Annotated in this window: 17 protein-coding genes and 1 pseudogene; 9 read left to right on the forward strand and 9 right to left on the reverse strand. The window is 66.2% G+C overall.

Annotated elements, in window-relative coordinates:
* Window positions 1-160: 160 nt before the first annotated feature.
* Entirely contained in the window at window positions 161-526 is a 366-nt protein-coding gene (locus ABZW16_RS38325; protein WP_354961039.1) for a darcynin family protein, read from the reverse strand.
* Between the two features lie 64 nt (window positions 527-590).
* On the reverse strand, window positions 591-1,523 hold the full coding sequence (locus ABZW16_RS38330) for an NAD(P)H-binding protein (protein ID WP_354961040.1): 933 nt from the start codon (window positions 1,521-1,523) through the stop codon (window positions 591-593).
* A 66-nt stretch (window positions 1,524-1,589) separates the two neighbouring features.
* Between ABZW16_RS38330 and ABZW16_RS38335 the strand changes: the two genes are divergently transcribed.
* Window positions 1,590-2,561 (forward strand): LysR family transcriptional regulator, encoded by a 972-nt coding sequence (locus ABZW16_RS38335; RefSeq protein WP_354961041.1) that lies wholly within the window; start codon window positions 1,590-1,592, stop codon window positions 2,559-2,561.
* 208 nt (window positions 2,562-2,769) lie between these two features.
* Window positions 2,770-3,387: an NAD(P)-binding domain-containing protein gene (locus ABZW16_RS38340; RefSeq protein WP_354961042.1), complete on the forward strand. Its 618-nt coding sequence runs from the start codon at window positions 2,770-2,772 to the stop codon at window positions 3,385-3,387.
* Window positions 3,388-3,679: 292 nt separating this feature from the next.
* Here the strand turns inward: ABZW16_RS38340 and ABZW16_RS38345 are convergent, their stop codons facing one another.
* Complete coding sequence (locus ABZW16_RS38345; RefSeq protein ID WP_354961053.1) at window positions 3,680-4,510, reverse strand: SDR family NAD(P)-dependent oxidoreductase; 831 nt, start codon at window positions 4,508-4,510, stop codon at window positions 3,680-3,682.
* Window positions 4,511-4,913: 403 nt separating this feature from the next.
* Between ABZW16_RS38345 and ABZW16_RS38350 the strand changes: the two genes are divergently transcribed.
* Window positions 4,914-5,789 (forward strand): alpha/beta hydrolase, encoded by an 876-nt coding sequence (locus ABZW16_RS38350; RefSeq protein ID WP_354961043.1) that lies wholly within the window; start codon window positions 4,914-4,916, stop codon window positions 5,787-5,789.
* Window positions 5,790-6,190: 401 nt separating this feature from the next.
* Window positions 6,191-6,721 (forward strand): hypothetical protein, encoded by a 531-nt coding sequence (locus ABZW16_RS38355; protein ID WP_354961044.1) that lies wholly within the window; start codon window positions 6,191-6,193, stop codon window positions 6,719-6,721.
* A 198-nt stretch (window positions 6,722-6,919) separates the two neighbouring features.
* Here the strand turns inward: ABZW16_RS38355 and ABZW16_RS38360 are convergent, their stop codons facing one another.
* Window positions 6,920-7,792: a TIGR03621 family F420-dependent LLM class oxidoreductase gene (locus ABZW16_RS38360; protein ID WP_354961045.1), complete on the reverse strand. Its 873-nt coding sequence runs from the start codon at window positions 7,790-7,792 to the stop codon at window positions 6,920-6,922.
* 298 nt (window positions 7,793-8,090) lie between these two features.
* On the opposite strand from ABZW16_RS38360, the pseudogene ABZW16_RS38365 reads away from it, so the two are divergent.
* Window positions 8,091-8,405 (forward strand): annotated as a pseudogene (locus tag ABZW16_RS38365) (DUF4158 domain-containing protein); the annotation flags it as partial.
* A gap of 51 nt (window positions 8,406-8,456) precedes the next feature.
* Here ABZW16_RS38365 and ABZW16_RS38370 read toward each other — a convergent pair.
* The 5 genes from ABZW16_RS38370 to ABZW16_RS38390 form a co-directional block, all read right to left on the reverse strand.
* On the reverse strand, window positions 8,457-8,666 hold the full coding sequence (locus ABZW16_RS38370; RefSeq protein ID WP_354961046.1) for a TOBE domain-containing protein: 210 nt from the start codon (window positions 8,664-8,666) through the stop codon (window positions 8,457-8,459).
* 129 nt (window positions 8,667-8,795) lie between these two features.
* Window positions 8,796-9,845 (reverse strand): ABC transporter ATP-binding protein, encoded by a 1,050-nt coding sequence (locus ABZW16_RS38375; RefSeq protein ID WP_354961047.1) that lies wholly within the window; start codon window positions 9,843-9,845, stop codon window positions 8,796-8,798.
* Window positions 9,842-10,654, reverse strand: coding sequence for a molybdate ABC transporter permease subunit (modB, locus tag ABZW16_RS38380; RefSeq protein WP_354961054.1), 813 nt, complete (start codon window positions 10,652-10,654; stop codon window positions 9,842-9,844). Before modB ends, ABZW16_RS38375 begins: the two co-directional genes overlap by 4 nt.
* Window positions 10,654-11,433: a molybdate ABC transporter substrate-binding protein gene (gene modA, locus ABZW16_RS38385; protein WP_354961048.1), complete on the reverse strand. Its 780-nt coding sequence runs from the start codon at window positions 11,431-11,433 to the stop codon at window positions 10,654-10,656. Before modA ends, modB begins: the two co-directional genes overlap by 1 nt.
* An 11-nt stretch (window positions 11,434-11,444) precedes the next feature.
* Entirely contained in the window at window positions 11,445-11,843 is a 399-nt protein-coding gene (locus ABZW16_RS38390) for a TOBE domain-containing protein (protein WP_354961049.1), read from the reverse strand.
* Between the two features lie 147 nt (window positions 11,844-11,990).
* Between ABZW16_RS38390 and ABZW16_RS38395 the strand changes: the two genes are divergently transcribed.
* The 4 genes from ABZW16_RS38395 (at window position 11,991) to ABZW16_RS38410 (ending at window position 16,812) form a co-directional block, all read left to right on the forward strand.
* Window positions 11,991-12,662: a class I SAM-dependent methyltransferase gene (locus ABZW16_RS38395; protein ID WP_354961050.1), complete on the forward strand. Its 672-nt coding sequence runs from the start codon at window positions 11,991-11,993 to the stop codon at window positions 12,660-12,662.
* A gap of 127 nt (window positions 12,663-12,789) precedes the next feature.
* Window positions 12,790-15,003, forward strand: a complete 2,214-nt coding sequence (locus ABZW16_RS38400) for a hypothetical protein (protein WP_354961055.1) — start codon at window positions 12,790-12,792, stop codon at window positions 15,001-15,003.
* Window positions 15,004-15,109: 106 nt separating this feature from the next.
* Window positions 15,110-16,054 carry an ATP-binding cassette domain-containing protein gene (locus tag ABZW16_RS38405; protein ID WP_354961051.1) on the forward strand — a complete coding sequence of 315 codons (945 nt, stop codon included), beginning with the start codon at window positions 15,110-15,112 and terminating at the stop codon, window positions 16,052-16,054.
* The gene (locus ABZW16_RS38410) at window positions 16,051-16,812 is read left to right on the forward strand and encodes an ABC transporter permease (RefSeq protein ID WP_354961052.1); all 762 of its coding nucleotides are present in this window, start codon (window positions 16,051-16,053) and stop codon (window positions 16,810-16,812) included. Before ABZW16_RS38405 ends, ABZW16_RS38410 begins: the two co-directional genes overlap by 4 nt.
* The last annotated feature ends 162 nt before the right edge of the window (window positions 16,813-16,974 follow it).

The following is a 16,974-nucleotide window of genomic DNA, read 5'->3' on the forward strand; positions in this document are numbered from 1 at the left end:
GACGCACTCCTGCATTGGGCCACAACCACACTGCCCGACGTCGAGCGCGCCCGCGCGCGCTTCGACGACCGGGCTCGAGCTGAAGAAATGCCATCGCTCTGAGATCGGAAGCAGTCGCGTAAGCGTGAGAACAGATCTGGAGCCGCAGGTCGCGCGGGGTTCAAGTGGTGATGGTGGCGACGGGTTCGAGGCCGTAGGTTCGGGCGTAGCCGTTCTCGGTGCCGACGAGGAGGTCGATGACCTCGAAGTAGCGATCCCAGAACGGGGTTTCGCGCAGTGCGTCGATGAGGAGCTGATAGGCGTGGTGGTCTTCTGCTTCCCATACCCAGACGTCGGTGACGCGTGCGGAGTAGAACTCGGTGTCGTAGAAGCGTGACCGTACGCCGGTGGTCTTGGCTTCGATGGCGGGCAGGACCTGGGTGGTGAAGGCGGCCACACGTTCCTGGACGGTCAGAGCGAGCCACTCGGGTGTGGTCTTGACGAGTATGAACGCCGTGACCGGTGGTTTGGTTTTTTCAGCGGGCATCAGGGTTCCTCCAAAGATGTTGGTGCGCTGGGCATCATGGGTTCCGGGCGACGGGTGGTGGGCCTCAGGAGCGGATAGCGGGCATGAGGGTCTGGGCGCACCACTGCTCGAAACTGGTGGCGGACGCGGTTTCCGGGGTACGGGCGACTCCGGCGTCGAGGCCCTGGTCTTTGGCCCGCTTCATGTCGACGACACCCTGGACGAACGCCTCGTTGAGGCCATAGCCGACGAGGGTGGTGTACAGCTCGTCGAGCGGCTGGCGTTCGTAGCGGACGGGGCGGCCGAGCTGTTCGGTCATGATGCGGGCCAGGTCGTTGGGGGACAGGTCCTGCGGCCCGAGGATGGGGACGCTGTCGGTGCCGGTCCACGAGCGGTCCAGCAACAGGCCGGCGGCGACGGCCGCGATATCGGCTACAGCGACGAGGGGGGCTTTGCGGTCGGCGGCAACGACGTCGGTGAACACGCCCTTATCGCGGATCGAGTCGGACTCCTCCAACAGGTTCTCGAAGAAGGACGGGTTGGCCAGGGCCCGGTAGGCGACGCCGGTGCCGGCGATGAGGTCGTCCATGGCGAGGGACGCGGTGACCAGGCCGGCGCGGTCGGCGAGCGGGGTACCGCGGCCGAGCGCGGAGACCCCGACGACATGGCCGACGCCGTGGGCGGCGAGCGCCTGCACGGCGGGCCGGGTGAAGCCGCTGTAGCCGTCGTGCGGGGTCTGGGAGGCGTCCGGGGGGACCAGCCAGAACACGGCGTCCGCGCCCTCGAAGGCCCGGTCGAGGACCCCGGCGTCTGCGTGCGAGCCGGTGATCACCTCGACGCGTCCGCGCGCCGCGTCCGGAAGCCGCGCGGGATCGCGCACGATCACCCGCAGTTCCTCACCCGCGGCGGGGGCGGACTCCAGGAGCCGGGAGAGCAGGGGACGGCCGATGTTCCCGGTAGGAGCAGTAATGACGATCATGAAAGCCTCGCAGGTCTGTTGGATCGGTACACCCGTCATCCTGCGGAGAACCAAGCGTTGCCACAATGGGAACTTCAGCACTGAATCATTGACTGAAATGGAATAATGCTGGTGAACAGCCCGGATCCGGTCATCGACGCCAATCTCGCCATCGCGCTGGACGCCCTGCTGGCCGAGCACAGCGTCACCCGCGCCGCCGCCCGACTGCACACGTCGCCCGCCGCCATGAGCCGCACCCTCGCTCGCCTGCGCCGCATCCTCCAAGACCCCCTCCTGGTCCGGGCCGGACAGACCATGGTTCCCACCCCGCGTGCCCAGGCCCTGCGCGACGAAGCCGCCGCAGTGGTACGCAGCCTCGGAGCGCTGCTCAGCCCCGGCACGGGCGTCGACCCTGCCGACCTGAGCAGGACCTTCACCCTCCAGGCCGCCGACCTGGTCGGCGCTGCACTGGCCCCCCGACTGCTGCAACTGGCCGAGCAGGAGGCGCCGGGGGTCTCGTTCTGGCTCCGGGCCGAGGAGTTGGAGGCCGGATCTGCACTCCGTGACGGCCGGGTCGATCTGGAGATCGGCCCCATCGACCACGTAGATCCCGAAACCCAGGTCGAAGAACTGGTCAGCCTGCGCATGGTGGCGGCGGTCCGGCCCGGCCACCATCTCACCGAAGAACCCTTGACCCCCGCCCGACTCGCTGCCGCCCAACACGTCGCGGTCAGCCGCCGTGGCCTGTTCGCCGGCCCGCTCGACACCGCGCTGGCCGAGCAGAACCTGCGACGGCGGGTCAGCGTCGTCCTCCCCAGCCACCTGGCCGCCATGGCCCTCGCCGCCCGCAGCGACATCGTCTGCCTCGTACCTGCCGCACTCCCCGGTGCCGACCCGTCGCCCCTCACCGCCGACGCGACCACCCTCGGACTGCACCTCCTCGACATCCCCCTGGCACTGCCGCCCCTGACCATCAGCATGGCCTGGCACCCCCGACACACATCCGACGGAGCCCACCGCTGGCTCCGCAACGCCATCCGCCGGACCCTTCGCACGCCCAAGAGCCCGACCACATCATCTGACACGCGAGAGCCCTGATCATGCTGTCCGCGAATCTATTCCGGTACGGCGGCCTGGACTGCGAAGCCTGCGAAGGAGCCGCCGGATGATGGCTCTCCAGTCGGCGCCCTCCGCCGACTGTCCCGGCCGTTCATCGGCATTCCTTCTGACGATCAGCTCGAACCGTGGTGGTCCGATTGGATGAAAACCCACCGCGCGTGGCCTGACACGATCGAGGATGAGCACCATGACCACACACAGCACCATCGGCATTCTCGGAGCGGGAAATATCGGCAAGGCGGTCGCTGACAAGGCCGTCCGTCATGGCCATGAGGTACTCATCGGCAACAGCCGGGGCCCGGAGACGCTGCAGGCCGTCGTGGAGCAATTGGGGCCGAAGGCCCACGCGGTGACGGCCGAGGAGGCGGCGCAGCCGGATCTCGTATTCCTCGCGGTGCCGTTCTTCGCCGTGCCGGATCTGACCGGCCTCACCGACTGGTCCGGGAAGATCGTCGTCGACGCGACGAATCAGTTCGCAACGGCGAACCCCTGGCAGGGTCGCTACGACGTCGGTGACCTCACGGGCAGCGAGTGGGTCGCCGAGCGCCTTGCGGGCGCGCGGATCGTGAAGGCATTCAACACAGTGTTCGCCGCGTTCGTCGCCGCGGACCCCCAGCATGCCGAAGGCCGGCAGGTGATCTTCTACGCGGGCGACGATGCCGATGCGAAAGCCGACGTGGCCGGCTTGCTGGACGAGTTCGGATTCGCCGCGCTGGACCTCGGTGGTCTGCGTGCGGGTGGACAGCTGATGCAGCTGGGCGGTCCGCTCAACGGGCGGCACTTACTGCTCCAGGACGTCGGCTGACGCCCTGGTCATCCCAGTCGGCTGAGCCCGTCTTCCGGCAACACCGCACCCTGACGGCCGCACCGTCTTCCGCGATCTGGTGGTTCTGGCGCAAACCGGTGTTTGCGCCAGAACCGGGAACCGACCACTTCGGAGCCGGTTTACCGTGGGCCACAAGGCAAGTCGGTGGCAACCGACTTGTCGGGATTCCTTGCATCCGGATGTCGTCGCCGACGCGCCGCGGGGCAACTGGTGAGTCGAGCAGGATCGAGATCCGGTGGGCCAGAAGCCCTTCCTGCAGGGCGGTCGCCGATCAGACGGCGGAGGTGTGGCCGTGCGCCTTCGTCGCGAGGTCTTGCCAGGTGGCCCAGGTCTCGAGCCGGTCGGTGTAGATCTGCGAAACGATCTGGCTGCCTTGGGATCCGAAGAACACGCGCAGGGGTGGGTTGGCGGATTCGACGATTTCGACGAGCGCTCGGCCGGCCGCGGCCGGGTCGCCCTGATCGAGCGTCTGCGCGTAGGCGGCGAAGGCTTCGCGGAGACCGGCGTAAGCCGGGTCGGCCTCGGCGTGGACGGCGCCAGCCGCGCCGTCGGTGGCGTAGGAGCCGGGCTCGACCAAGGTCACTTTGATGCCGAAGCCGGCGACCTCTTGGGCGAGGGATTCGCTCAGGCCTTCCAAGGCCCATTTGGAGGCATGGTATGCCCCGCCCAGCGGCCACGCGGCCAGACCGCCGACCGAGGAAATCTGGATGATGTGCCCGCCACCGTTGGCACGCAACTGCGGCAGCGCGGCCTGGACGACCCACACCGCGCCGAACAGATTGGTGTCCAACTGATCTCGAAGCTGCTGCTCGGTCAGCTCCTCGACAGCGCCGAGCAGGCCGTAGCCCGCATTGTTCACGACGACGTCGAGACGGCCGAAGTGCTTTGTGGCCCGTTCGACGGTCGCGAAGACTCCTGCCCTATCGGTCACGTCCAGGTCCAGGGGAAGGATCGCATCGCCGTAGGCGGTGATCAGTTCTGCGAGGCTGTCGGCATTCCGGGCGGTCGCGGCCACCATATCGCCGTGGGCCAGTGCGGCCTCGACGAAGTTCCGGCCGAGGCCACGGGAGGAACCGGTGACGAACCAGACCTTGCTCATGATGTCTTTCCGTTCTGCAGTGGCGAATGCAGCGAAGAGGGGCGTCCTCACCGCCGATGTTCCGTGCGGCTGCACCGAACGAACACAAGATGTCGGCAGCCCGATCTCTGTGACAGCACGGCAATGTGACGCGTGCCACCACCGCCCCGGTGTCTCGACAGATCGGGGAGTGAGCCGAGTTCGACCTTGCCGCGAATCCGGCAGTCCTGACCAGGGAGAACCCGGCAGCGCCCATGGGTGTGACACACGGCACCGCCGGACCGCGTCACGAACGAGCTGTCGGACTCGTCCAGGACACGAGACCGCTAGCGCGGGAACACCTATGCGAAGGGAGAATCCAATGGCGAGCGACACGACGCCACACCGTCGACGCCGATGGTTGCGAGCGCTGTCTGCGATCGTGGCTGTGCTGTCCATCAGTGTGGCGATGCCAGCGGTAGCGCATGCGGACAGCACCGTGGAGTCGCCGACTCTCGATAATGGGCAGTTCGTCGACACCGCGGTGGCGCGCTTTCACTATCTGAAGGCGGGCGGGGGACCGCCCATCGTTCTGCTGCCGGGGGGCACACTCTGGTCGTACACCTACCGCGACATCATTGCCGCGCTTGCCACCGATCACACCGTCTATGCGGTCGACCTGCCGGGTTCGGGCTGCACCACGCTGCACGATCCGGAATTCGGATACGACGTGCGAGCGATGGCGGAGTCCTTGCGGCAGTTCATCTCTGCGATCGGCCTCACCCGTGTCTCCGTGCTGGCGCATTCCCTGAGTGGTTCTGTCGCGGTGGATTTCGCTGCACGATATCCCTCGGAGGTGGATCAACTGGTGCTCATCTCACCACTGGTTCTGGATACCGAGCTCAATGTGAACATGCGGCTGATGCGAACGCCCGTGCTGGGTGAACTGGCCACGCGGGTGATGACCGAGGACATCTATGTGGCCGGATTGCGCGCAGCGTACGCCCACCCCGAGACGTTGACGAAGGAACTCGCGGACACGTACTGGATCCCGCAGAGCCATGCAGACAACCGCACCGCGATGTGGAAGCAGCCACGCAGTCTGGATCTGGCCGAGGTGCAACGAGAGGCGGGCACGATCAGGGCACGGACGCTGATCCTCTGGGGAGAACTGGATAGTGTCGTGAGCCCCTCGCAAGCGCAGCCGCTCGCACAACTGATCCCCAGGGCGACGCTGCGAATGCTCCCAGGCGCGGGCCACAACGCCCACGAGGACGATCCCGCCGCCGTCGATGCGGAGCTGGCCGCATTCCTCGACCGCTGACGATCCAGCTGCCGTCGCAGCCGAATCTTCATGTCGGGTACGGGCTGTCGGACTCGGTTACTAGCATCGGGGCTGCTCCGCCTGTGCGGGTGTGTTGCAAAGTCGGGGGAGGTATGGAACGCGGAGACCACGGAACCGGGCACGACCGAGAGTCGTGGGACTCGGTTGTTTCGGAAGCTCGTGACCGGCTCGGGACGCGGCATACGGCGATGTGCTCAGAGATGAACAAGCTGATCGCGTAGCGGGACAGGTGTGGTGAGCTTCGGAAATCTTTGAGGAACTGGGAAACACGCCTTGTCGCCCCGTTGACGACCCACACCTGGACCGGCTACCAGCGCACTTTGCCGACCACGCAGCCGCCCTGCACGCGATTCCGCGCCGATCCGATGGGAGTCCGCTTCATGCAAGAACCGATCACGACCGAACAGCAAGCCCGCGCATATTTGGCGACGGCATTGGGTGACAATCACCAGTACCGGATGTTTCCGTTCGAGCTGGGCTGGGTGGTCTATCACCAGCCGGGGGACGAGCGGATCAGCCAGGGACGGTACCTCGGTCTGACGAAACTGGTGCTCAATGCCCAGACCGGGGTGATCTTGGAGTTTCCGAGCCTACCGATGGACATCGTGGTGGAGACCTACCTATCGGCGATCAGGGAAGGCACGTGGATGCCCGCACATCAGATCTACCCGTACCGGATCAGAGTGCATCTGCAGTTGACCAACGAGGAGCCGGACACGGTGGAGTACCGGATCCATACCGAGGTCATGGAGAGCCCCCGATACTCGCCCCCGCCGTATCAGCTCTTGATCGACAAGCACACCCTCTCTTCCCAGCCGAGCGATCCCATGTCGATGCTGGCGCTGTCGTGGGCCCAGATTCGCAACCACACGGACGGGAGCTGGCCGACTCACGGGATGCTGGAGTACTAGATTCTGTCTCCCACTATTGACCGGACTAAGACCGTGACACACCGGTGTGGTTCTGGCTGATGCGCGTTGGTGGTCTGTACACATCACCCGTCCGTTCGATGAAGGTGGTGTGGAGATTGTTCGATGGGGTGGACCGCGATCGTCGTCGGACGCGAACTCCGGCTCTAGCGGGCCGCTGCGGCAACCCACTCGGCCGGGCTACTTCAGTAGTTCGATGACCGGTGCGAATCTCTCCATAGCCGGTTCCTGCACAGTGAAATACGTGATTCCGTAGCGCTCGCGGAGTTCGCGCACGTTTTCGGCGATCTGCTGAGGAGTGCCGACCATGACCGTGGGGGTGGCATCGATCTGGTCGTCGGTGAATCCGGGCAGAAACGCGCGTACCTGTTGGCCAAGGGTGTCGCGTTCGGACGGGGAGGCCACGCCCCAGATGGCGACGTTGATTTCCACCTGATCGCGACGCTCACCGAGCAAGCCGCGCACGTACTCGGCGCGTTCGGCGAGCGTGTCCGGGGCGGCGGCGGTCGGCAGCCCGGATTTCGCGGGTACGGCACCGGACAGACTCACCACATCGGCGTGCTGAGCAGCCACGCGTAGCAACCGTTTTCCCCATCCGGCGATCAGCACCGCCGGGCCTTCCGGACGCGTGGGCGCCGGCCGGTAGCCGGGGTCGGCGTAGAGCTTGCGCATGGTGAGCACAGTCTGCTCGACATGGTCGATGCGGGCGCCCGCGCCCGCGAACGGTATTGCGGCGGCGTCGAATTCGCTCTCTACGTATCCCGCGCCCAGCCCCAGCTCGATCCTGCCTCCACTGAACTGGTCGAGTGCGGCGATATCGCGAGCGAGCAGCACCGGGTTGTAGAACGGCGTGTTCAACACGAAGGTGCCCAGCCGAATTCGCTCGGTAGCCTGCGCCGCCAGCAGTAACGTCGGTATTGGAGCCAGCACACCGAGGTGATCGGGCACCGCGAGTACGTCGTAACCGAGCATCTCTGCACGGCGAGCTTGACTTACCCACTTCGAAGGCGAGTTCGGGAACGCAATGTTGACCCCGAAGCGAAATTCGACCACGTCATTCCTGCCGTTCGTGCCTGCTCGGCTATCAGCCGTTCTCGAGGGTATCGGACTGAGTCGAACGACTGCGGCCGGGTCACTGTCGGCCTGGAACCGGCGCTGCCCCTCATCGGAGGCCCGAGCGTCTTGGGCGAGGCTGCGCACCAAGGGGTTCCGGTAGTAATCGCCGAAAATCCAACGAAGCTCGGGATGTGCCCTGGTAGAGGGTGATTCGCCGGTTCCGAGTGCAGGGTGGGGTGGTTGGTGCTCGGCTTGCTGCCGTTGAGGTTGGTCGGCGTGCCGGAGGGCTGGTTTCGTGGCAACACGGGTATTCGCGGACGAGGAGTTGCAGCGTCTTCGGGAGTTCCCGGAGATCAGCCGCGAGGAGCTGTTCCGGTACTTCATCTCAGCCCCGCAGATTTGGCGTTCGTCGTGCCGCAGGGTCGCGGGGCTAGCGTGCGCCTGGGCCTGGCCGTGATCCTGTGCAGCCTGCCTGCCGTGGCTCGGATTTGTCCCGGACAAGGTCACTGCCGCGCCGCCGGTGGCGGTGACACGGTTGGCCGCGCAGTTGAATGTGGATGCGGTGCAGTTTCGTTCGTACGGACGCCGCGCCCAGACGCGCAGCGAACATGGCAAGACCTGAGTCCGGCTGCCCGGTCGAGACCGGGCGGCCGGATAGGGACTACTCGATGCCGAGGGTGACTTCGGTCGATTTGATCAGGACTTTGACGGGGGTGCCGTCGGTGAGTGCGAGGTCGTCGGCGGCATCGCGGGTGATGGAGGAGGTGATTTCATCGCCTCCGGTGAGTCGGACTCGTACGACAGCCATCGCTTCACCGCGGGTGACCGAGATGACGGTGCCGTCGAGTTGATTGCGGGTGCTCAGTCGCATGGCAGTCAGTCTAGGCAGCGGTGTGTCCAATGAGTGGGATGCGCGGCGGATCCGTGACCTGGGGCGATTCCCGCATACGTCGCGGACGTAGCGCTTGTCGGTCGAGACGCAGACGTCAGGCTGGGCGGATCACGCCGGGTAGATGTGGACTTCGGTGGCCTTGACCGCGGCCCACAATGGCGCTCCGGTTTGCAAGCGCAGATCGGCGACGGTTGCGGGGGTGACGTCGGCGAGGACCGATGGGCTGCCGTCCAAGCGGACTCGGGTGGTGTGGGCGTGCTGTTCGAGCCCGATTATGGTGACCGGCCAGGTGTTTCGCGGGCTGCCCGCGGGTTGTTCGGGGTGCAGGCTCACCGCGTTGGGCGGGAACGCGACATGCACTGCGCCCTCGGCCGGTTCGGCCACGGTGAGTGTTCCGCCGTCGTCGAGGTCGACGGTATTGCCGTGGGCGGTGCCGCGATAGAGGTTGAGGCCCACCAGGTTTGCGACATAGTCGGAGCGAGGTCTGCGCGCCACTTCGCTGGGTGGTCCTTCTTGGATGATATTGCCGTCTTCGAGGATGACCAGGCGGTCGGCGAGCACCATGGCGTCGAGCGGATCGTGGGTGACCAGCACCGTATGCCCGGTGTAGTCGGCGAGGTGGTGGGCGAGGTCGGAGCGAACCTGTAAACGGGTGCTCGCATCCAACGCGGCGAGCGGTTCGTCGAGCAGCAGCAGCTGCGGATCGGTCGCCAGCGCGCGGGCCAGGGCAACGCGCTGCGCCTGGCCGCCGGACAGCGCGCGGGGTTTGGCGTGTCGGTGTTCGGCGAGGCCGACTCGGTCGAGCCAATATTCGGCGCGGTCGCGGGCCGCGCGGCGGTGCTGTCCGCGGGCACGCAGTCCGAAGGCGATGTTGTCCTGGGCGGACATGTGCGCGAACAGCAGATAGTCCTGGAATACGACGCCGACCGCGCGGCGCTCGGCGGGGGTGAACAGCTTCGGCGGTGCGTCCCAGGTGTTTTCGTCGAGCCGGATGCGCCCGCCGGTGAGTGGGGTGAGTCCGGCCAGCGCCCGCAGTGCGGTGGTCTTGCCCGCTCCGTTGGGGCCGAGCAGTGCGACGACTTCTCCGGCTGCCACGGTGACGTTGATGTCGAGTTCGAATCTGCCTCGGGTGATGCGTATTTCGGCGTCGAGGGTCATATCGCGCCTCGGGTCCACCGGTCCCGAAGCGCCGCGAGTACGGCCACCGAGACGAACAGGAGTACCAGGCTGAGCACGATCGCGTCCTCGGGATCGGTTTCCAGGGCGAGGTATACCGCCAGCGGCATGGTCGTGGTCTTGCCGGGGAAATTGCCCGCAAAGGTGATGGTGGCGCCGAATTCGCCGAGTGCGCGGGCCCAGCACAACACAGCGCCCGCGATCACGCCCGGCATGACCGAGGGCATGGTGACCCGTCGGAAGGTCAGCCAGCGCGATGCACCGAGGGTCGCGGCGGCTTCTTCGTAGCGGGGGTCGGCTCCGCGCAGTGCGCCTTCGACGGAGATGACCAGGAACGGCATCGCCACGAACGCCTCGGCGACCACGACCCCGGCGGTGGTGAAAGGCAGTGAGACACCGAACCATTCGTGCAAATGGCGGCCGACGATTCCGCGCCTGCCCAATACCAGCAGCAATGCGACCCCGCCGACGACCGGCGGCAGTACCAGCGGGACGGTCACCAGCGCGCGGACGAATCCGAGTCCCGGTATCTCGCCGCGGGCGAGCAGCCATGCCAGCGGGATACCGAATACCAGGCACACGACAGTCGCCAGGCTCGCGCATACCAGCGATAGGCGCAGTGCTCGGCCGACTTCGGCGCTGAACAAGCGGTCGGGCATGCCGTGCCAAGGCGCGCGCAGCAGCAGTCCGACCAGCGGTAACAATAGGAACGCCAAGCCGCAGACGGCGGGCAGCACGAGGATGAGCGGCCGCCGCCCGCGTGCTGCCCGCCGTCGCGCCGACGTCCGGATCACGGCTTGTCGAATCCCGCCTTGGTGAATACCGCGCGGGCCTGGTCGGACTCGATGAACGTGACAAATGCCGCGGCGGCAGCGGAGTTGGGTGCCTTGGCCAGTGCTGCGACCGGGTAGTCGTTGATCGCCTTATCGGCCTCGGGGAAGTCGATGCCCTCCACCTTGTCGCCCGCGGCCTGCACATCGGTGCGGTAGACCAGCGCCGCATCCACCTCGCCGAGGGTCACCTTCGTCAGCACCGCTTTGACGTCGGCCTCGCGGGTGTCGGGCTGCGGGTTGACACCCGCCACCTCGAATACGGTCTTGGCGGCGGCGCCGCACGGCACCTGCTCGGCGCACAGCGCGATCTTCGGTTCGGTCTTGCCGAAGTCGGCGAGTCCGGTGATATGGCCGGGATTGCCCTTGGGGACCGCGATTTCGAGGCGGTTGCGCACGAGGGTCACCGGCTTGGCGGTGATATCGCCCGCGTCGACGACCTGCTGCATGTTCTTCGGAGCCGCCGAGGCGAATACATCGACGGGGGCGCCCTGCTTTATCTGTTCCGCCAGCGCCGAACTCGCGCCGAAGCTGTAGACAACCTTGGTGCCGGGGTGTGCGGCCTCGAATTGCTTGCCCAGTTCGGTGAACGTCTCGGTCAGCGATGCGGCCGCGAATACCGTCACCGTTCCGGAGATCTTGTCGGTGGGGGCCGGGTCGGATGATTTGTCCGATCCACAGCCGACCAGTGTCAAGGCGACGGCGCCGGTCAGGGCAACCGCGCTCAGCGAACGAATCATCCTCATCCTCATCAACTTTCCGGGATTTCTACAACAACGTGGGTGGACTTGACCGACGCGACCGCCACGCTGCCGACCTCGAGGCCGAGCTCGTCGACCGATTCCCGGCTCAGCAGGGACACCAGCTTGAAGGGCCCGGCCTGCATCTCGACCTGGGCCATCACCGTGTCCTTCACGATTCGCGTCACGATCCCCCGCATCCGGTTCCGCGCGGAAACGGCCACCGTGGCACCGGGCTCCGGCGCGTCGGCGTTGGCCCGTAGAAATTCCGCCAGCTCACGGCCGCTCACGCCCTTGCGGCCGCTGTCCAGCTGGATCGCGTTCAGTCGCCCCTGATCGATATACCGCCGCACGGTGTCATCGCTGACACCCATCAAAGCAGCAACCTCGCTGATCCGCAGATTCGACACGAGTGGGAGCATATTTCCGTATCCACGGAATGTATAGCCGAATGCAGACGCGCCAGCGGATCGTTATGGATACCGGCGCGGCGGCTGCGAGCCGCGAGAGTTATTCGAAACATGACGTCACACGGCGGCGAAACGGCAGGTGCGACCATGGACCCGCTCCCGCTCATCCCGTACCATCCGGCGCGGCAGCCGATCTCCAACAGTCCGCAAAGGAATCTATTGGGAACCAGCCTGGTCTACCGCAACGCAACCGTCTACCAACTGCTCATGCGGGGGCTGTACGGGCGGCACTATCAGGCCCGGTTTCGCGCGATTGCGGAGCTGATCCCCCAGGGCGCCGATGTCGTCGACGTGTGCTGTGGTCCGGCGACGCTCTATACCCGCTACCTGCGCGGGCGGGCAGGCACTTACATCGGCCTGGATCTGAACAGCCGGTTCATCGCTCGTCTCAACGACGCGGGTGGGCACGGCACGGTGTGGAACGTGCACTCCGACGACCCGTTTCCGGAGGCCGACTATCTGGTGATGCAGGCGAGCATGTACCAGTTCCTGCCCGAGCCGGTTCCCGTCCTCGACCGGATGCTGGCAGCCGCGCACAAGCACGTCATCATCGCCGAACCGATCCGGAACCTGGCGTCCAGCAACAACCGCGCAGTGGCCGCGATCGCTCGCCGCTACACCGACGCCGGTGAGGGGGCGCAAAGCCATCGCTTTACCGAGCAGACATTGGATGAGCTGTTCGGTCCATATGAATCTCGTATCCTGCACCGGTCGTTGATCGCCGGTGGCCGTGAGAAATTGTTCGTGCTCGCGGCATGAGGGCATCGAATACGGGCATGTCGAGGAGGGTGTGGAACTCGTGACGGACAGTGCAGTGTCGAAGGCGGCGCTGGCCGAACCTTCGGGGGCCACGCAGAACTCCACTTCCGAGCCCACTCGGCGAGATATCTCGCGGTGGGCGGCGGTCACGGCGATCGGGGTCATTGCCGGATACGCCGCGGTCCTGCTGGCCAACGGCCGTCACTTCTATACCGACGACACCGAATCCCAATACACCGGCCTGTGGGTGGCGCTGGGACGGGCGCTGCGCAACGGACAGTTTCCGGTGCTGTGGCCGGATCGGTGGATGTCGGGCAATAACACCATCGACGATGCGGGCCTGTTCAATCCACCGCAGCTGTTGGTCGACCTGATCGCGCCGTCGGTCGACAATCTGGCGCTGTACGCGACGATCGTCAAACTGGTCTTCTCGATCATCGCCGCCCTCGGGGTGTACCGGATCTGCCTGGCCTACGGTGGCCGCCCGGCGTGGTCGGCCGCGGCGGGCATCGCGTTCCCGCTGTCGGGTTTCTTCCTGTTCTTCGACGAGGCCAGCTGGATGACCGCCCTCACCGGCACGGCTTGGCTGGTGCACGCCTGGGCGGCGTCGGTGCGCTACACCCGTGGCAAGGCCGGTCCCGTTCCGGTGTTCGGGTATCTGTATCTGACCATCTCGACGCAGTACATCTTCCCCGCCGTGGAAGCGGCGCTGATGCTGCTCGCGGTGGCCGTCGGGGAGATCGTGTACCGCCGCGCGTGGAAACCGGTGCTGCGCCTCGCGTTTGCGGCCGCCTGCGCCGGGCTCGCCGGACTGCTCACGTTCCTGCCGAGCATGCTGGCGGCGAAGGTGACCTGGCGCGGCGTCTCCAGCATTATCAACGACCAGTTCCTCACCATTCCCTGGTCGGAATCGCTGAATGCCAGCCTGCCGAGCACGCTGCCCGCCTTCACGTCCTGGTGGGGCTATATCCAGCCGATGCCGCTCACCTACGTCGCCTGGTTCCTGATTCCGGCACTTGCCTTCATTGATTGGGGCCGGGCGCGGCAGGCTTGGCAGGAACTGTCCGCGGTCGCGCTGTTCACGCTCATCATGCTGATGTGGACCGCGGGCCCCGGCACGATCGGACCGCTGCGCTGGCCGGTCCGCGTGCTGCCGATGCTGGCGATCGGCCTGCTCGTGCTGGTGGGCGTGCTGCTCGGCCGCTATGGCACCGTCCGGAATTGGCGCAACCGCGGCATCGCCGCCGGGGTGCTGATCCTGACGCTGTGGGTGCGGTCGTTCTCCGCGGACCCACACAACGTGCTCCGGCACATCACGGCGGCGCTGGTGATCGCCGCGGTAGGCGCGGGCGTGGTGTGGCTCGGCCGGCGCCGGGGCACCGCCGCGGCCGTGGCGCTGACCATCGTCGCAATGTTCCCGATCGCCTACTACCAGGTCAATGCCGCCCAGCCGACGCCGATGCCGTGGCATCTGCCCGCGAACCGGGCCGAGGCACGAGCGGCGTTCCCCGACTTCACCGGCACCACCCTCCAACTCGGCGAGCGCGGGCTGCTGCAGCCGAGCGACAAGAATCTCGAAGGCGCCTACGGTTCACTGGTTTTCGGCAACTACGCCGAGGACATGGAACTGAACTACGTCAACGGATACACCCCGACCGGCCACTACTACTTCGGTGAAATGCTGTGCATGCGCTGGGATTCCAGCGTCTGCCCCGACGCCTACCGCCGCGTTTTCGCACCCGAGCGCAGCACCGGTCGCCCGCTCGTCGATCTGATGCTCATCGACCGGGTCGTATTGCAGAAGGCCCTGTTTCCCGACGCTCGCAACCAGCCCGCTCCTGAGGGTTGGCAGTGGGTCGACTACCCGGGCCACGAGCGCTACATCGCCGTGCTGGAGCGGAACAACGGCCCGGTCTCCACGATGAACGGCCGCGTCGCCGACACCCGAAACGTCACTGCCTCTTCGGTATCGGAGACCAATACCGACAGCCGCGTGCGAGTCTCCTCCGACACCGGCGGCCGCGTGGTGTTCGCCCGACTGGGCTGGCCCGGCTACCGGGTCACCCTCGACGGCAAGCCGATCCCGCTCACGACCGTGGCCAAGTCCTTTGTCGCCGTAGATATCCCCGCGGGCACCCGCGACGCCGACCTGGAACTGACCTGGCGCCCGCCCGGCTGGAAGATCGGTCTGGCCACCCTGGCGGCCGGAGTGCTCGGTACGGGGCTGCTGCAATGGCTGTATATCCGCTCCAGGCGCAAAGACGAGCCGGACCGGGAGCTCAGTGCGACCGACCGCGAGTTGGCGGACATCATCGCGGCCGGACAGCAGTCACCCGAATAGGATCGTTTGCCACCCCTGGTCCGCTGTGACCAGGTCGAACACCGTATCAGTCGGCGTGTCAGGTCGCTATCAGGTCGGTATCAGCCGGGCTGGCGACTGTGTTCACATGAACAACGCAGCAATCGCGGCCTCCGGGCTGCGGAAGGCATACGGGGACAAGACGATCCTCGACGGCATCGATCTGAATATCGATGCAGGCACGATCTTCTCGCTGCTCGGTCCGAACGGAGCGGGCAAGACGACGACGGTGAACGTGCTGACCACCCTGCAGAAGGCCGACGGCGGCACGGCGCGCATTGCCGGGCACGACCTCACGGCCGAGCCCGAAGCGGTACGCAAGGTGATCGGGGTCACCGGTCAGTTCGCCGCGGTGGACGATCTGCTGACCGGTGCGGAGAACCTGGAACTGATGGCGGATCTGCACCGCATGCGGGGCGCCCAGCGCAAGCAGGTGGTCGGCGGACTGCTGGAACGATTCGATCTGGAGGGGTCGGCGGGCAAGCTGGCCTCGACCTACTCCGGCGGCATGCGCCGGAAGCTGGACCTGGCGATGACGCTGGTCACCAAGCCGGACATCGTCTTCCTGGACGAGCCGACCACGGGACTGGATCCGCGCAGCCGTCGCACCATGTGGGAAATCGTCCGTGAGCTGACGGCCGATGGCGTGACGATCTTCCTCACCACCCAGTACCTCGAGGAAGCCGATCAGCTGGCCGACAAGATCGCGGTGCTCGACCAGGGCCGCATCGTCGCCGAAGGCACTGCCGATGAGCTCAAGCGGCGGGTGCCCGGCAGCCACATTCGGCTCCGGTTCACCGACGCCACGCAACTGGAGGCGGCGGCACGGATCCTGCCCGGCGCTACCCCGGACGACGATGCCCTGGCCCTGCGGGTGCCGGGCGACGGCGGCTCGAAATCCCTGCGGGACCTGCTGGATCGGCTGGCCGCGTACTCGATCGAGGCCGCCGAGGTCTCCATCCATACCCCTGATCTCGATGATGTTTTCTTCGCCCTGACCGGGCGCGCTACCACGGAGGCTGTCGCACAATGAGCACCATTTCCGCATCGCTTGCCGATTCGTCGACCATGCTGCGCCGCAACTTCAAGCACATCGCCCGGACTCCGGTCACGATCTTCAATGCCGCGCTGATGCCGGTCATGATGATGTTGATTTTCGTGTACGTGTTCGGCAACGCGTTCAATGTCGGCGAGGAGTACATCAACTACTCGACACCGGGAATGTTGATGCTGGCCATCAGCTACGGGCTGTCGGGTACCGCGGTTTCGGTGAGCTCCGATATGGCCAAGGGCGTCATCAACCGGTTCAAGGTCATGTCCGTCTCCCGCAGCGCCATCCTGATCGGCCACGTCGTGGCCACCATGCTGACCAATGTGATTGCCATTACGGCGATCATCGGCGTGGCCTTCGCGCTGGGCTTCCGCCCGGACGCGACCGCAACGGACTGGTTCGGCGCGATCGGCGTCATTCTGGCGACATCGTTCGCGGCCTCCTGGCTCACGGTGGCGCTGGGTATGGCCGCCAAGACCCCGGAGTCCGCGGGCATGAGCGTGGTGCCGCTGATCATGCTGCCATTCCTGAGCAGCGCGATCGTGCCCGCCGACCAGATGGGACAGGGCATCCGGCAGTTCGCGCAGTATCAGCCCTTCACGCCGATCATCGAAGCGCTGCGCGGATTTCTCACCGGCCACCCGTCCGGCGGCTACACCGCCGCCGCGCTGGCCTGGAGCGCCGGGTTCGCCATCGTCGGATTCCTGTGGTCCCGTGCCACTTTCAACAAGCGAGTGTAGAAGCGACCAGTTCCTGCCAATCCGCCTCCGCGCCCGCTCGCGCCGCCTCGGTGAACTTCGTGTCACCGAGGCGGCGTCGTGCTGTCTGCTCGATTCGGGCTACATCCGGCAGCGAACGATCCGACAGCCCGCGCACTCCCGCACTCGCCGCGAGGAGCCGCA

It is taken from the genome of Nocardia sp. NPDC004604, from assembly GCF_040609795.1.
GTDB lineage: Bacteria > Actinomycetota > Actinomycetes > Mycobacteriales > Mycobacteriaceae > Nocardia.

Bases quoted from the DNA above. Each gene is read 5' to 3' on its own strand.
- ABZW16_RS38325 (WP_354961039.1), bottom strand. From the start codon at position 526: ATGCCCGCTGAAAAAACCAAACCACCGGTCACGGCGTTCATACTCGTC.
- ABZW16_RS38330 (WP_354961040.1), bottom strand. From the start codon at position 1,523: ATGACGGGTGTACCGATCCAACAGACCTGCGAGGCTTTCATGATCGTC.
- ABZW16_RS38335 (WP_354961041.1), top strand. From the start codon at position 1,590: ATGCTGGTGAACAGCCCGGATCCGGTCATCGACGCCAATCTCGCCATC.
- ABZW16_RS38340 (WP_354961042.1), top strand. From the start codon at position 2,770: ATGACCACACACAGCACCATCGGCATTCTCGGAGCGGGAAATATCGGC.
- ABZW16_RS38355 (WP_354961044.1), top strand. From the start codon at position 6,191: ATGCAAGAACCGATCACGACCGAACAGCAAGCCCGCGCATATTTGGCG.
- ABZW16_RS38370 (WP_354961046.1), bottom strand. From the start codon at position 8,666: ATGCGACTGAGCACCCGCAATCAACTCGACGGCACCGTCATCTCGGTC.
- ABZW16_RS38375 (WP_354961047.1), bottom strand. From the start codon at position 9,845: ATGACCCTCGACGCCGAAATACGCATCACCCGAGGCAGATTCGAACTC.
- modA (WP_354961048.1), bottom strand. From the start codon at position 11,433: ATGATTCGTTCGCTGAGCGCGGTTGCCCTGACCGGCGCCGTCGCCTTG.
- ABZW16_RS38395 (WP_354961050.1), top strand. From the start codon at position 11,991: ATGGACCCGCTCCCGCTCATCCCGTACCATCCGGCGCGGCAGCCGATC.
- ABZW16_RS38405 (WP_354961051.1), top strand. From the start codon at position 15,110: ATGAACAACGCAGCAATCGCGGCCTCCGGGCTGCGGAAGGCATACGGG.
- ABZW16_RS38410 (WP_354961052.1), top strand. From the start codon at position 16,051: ATGAGCACCATTTCCGCATCGCTTGCCGATTCGTCGACCATGCTGCGC.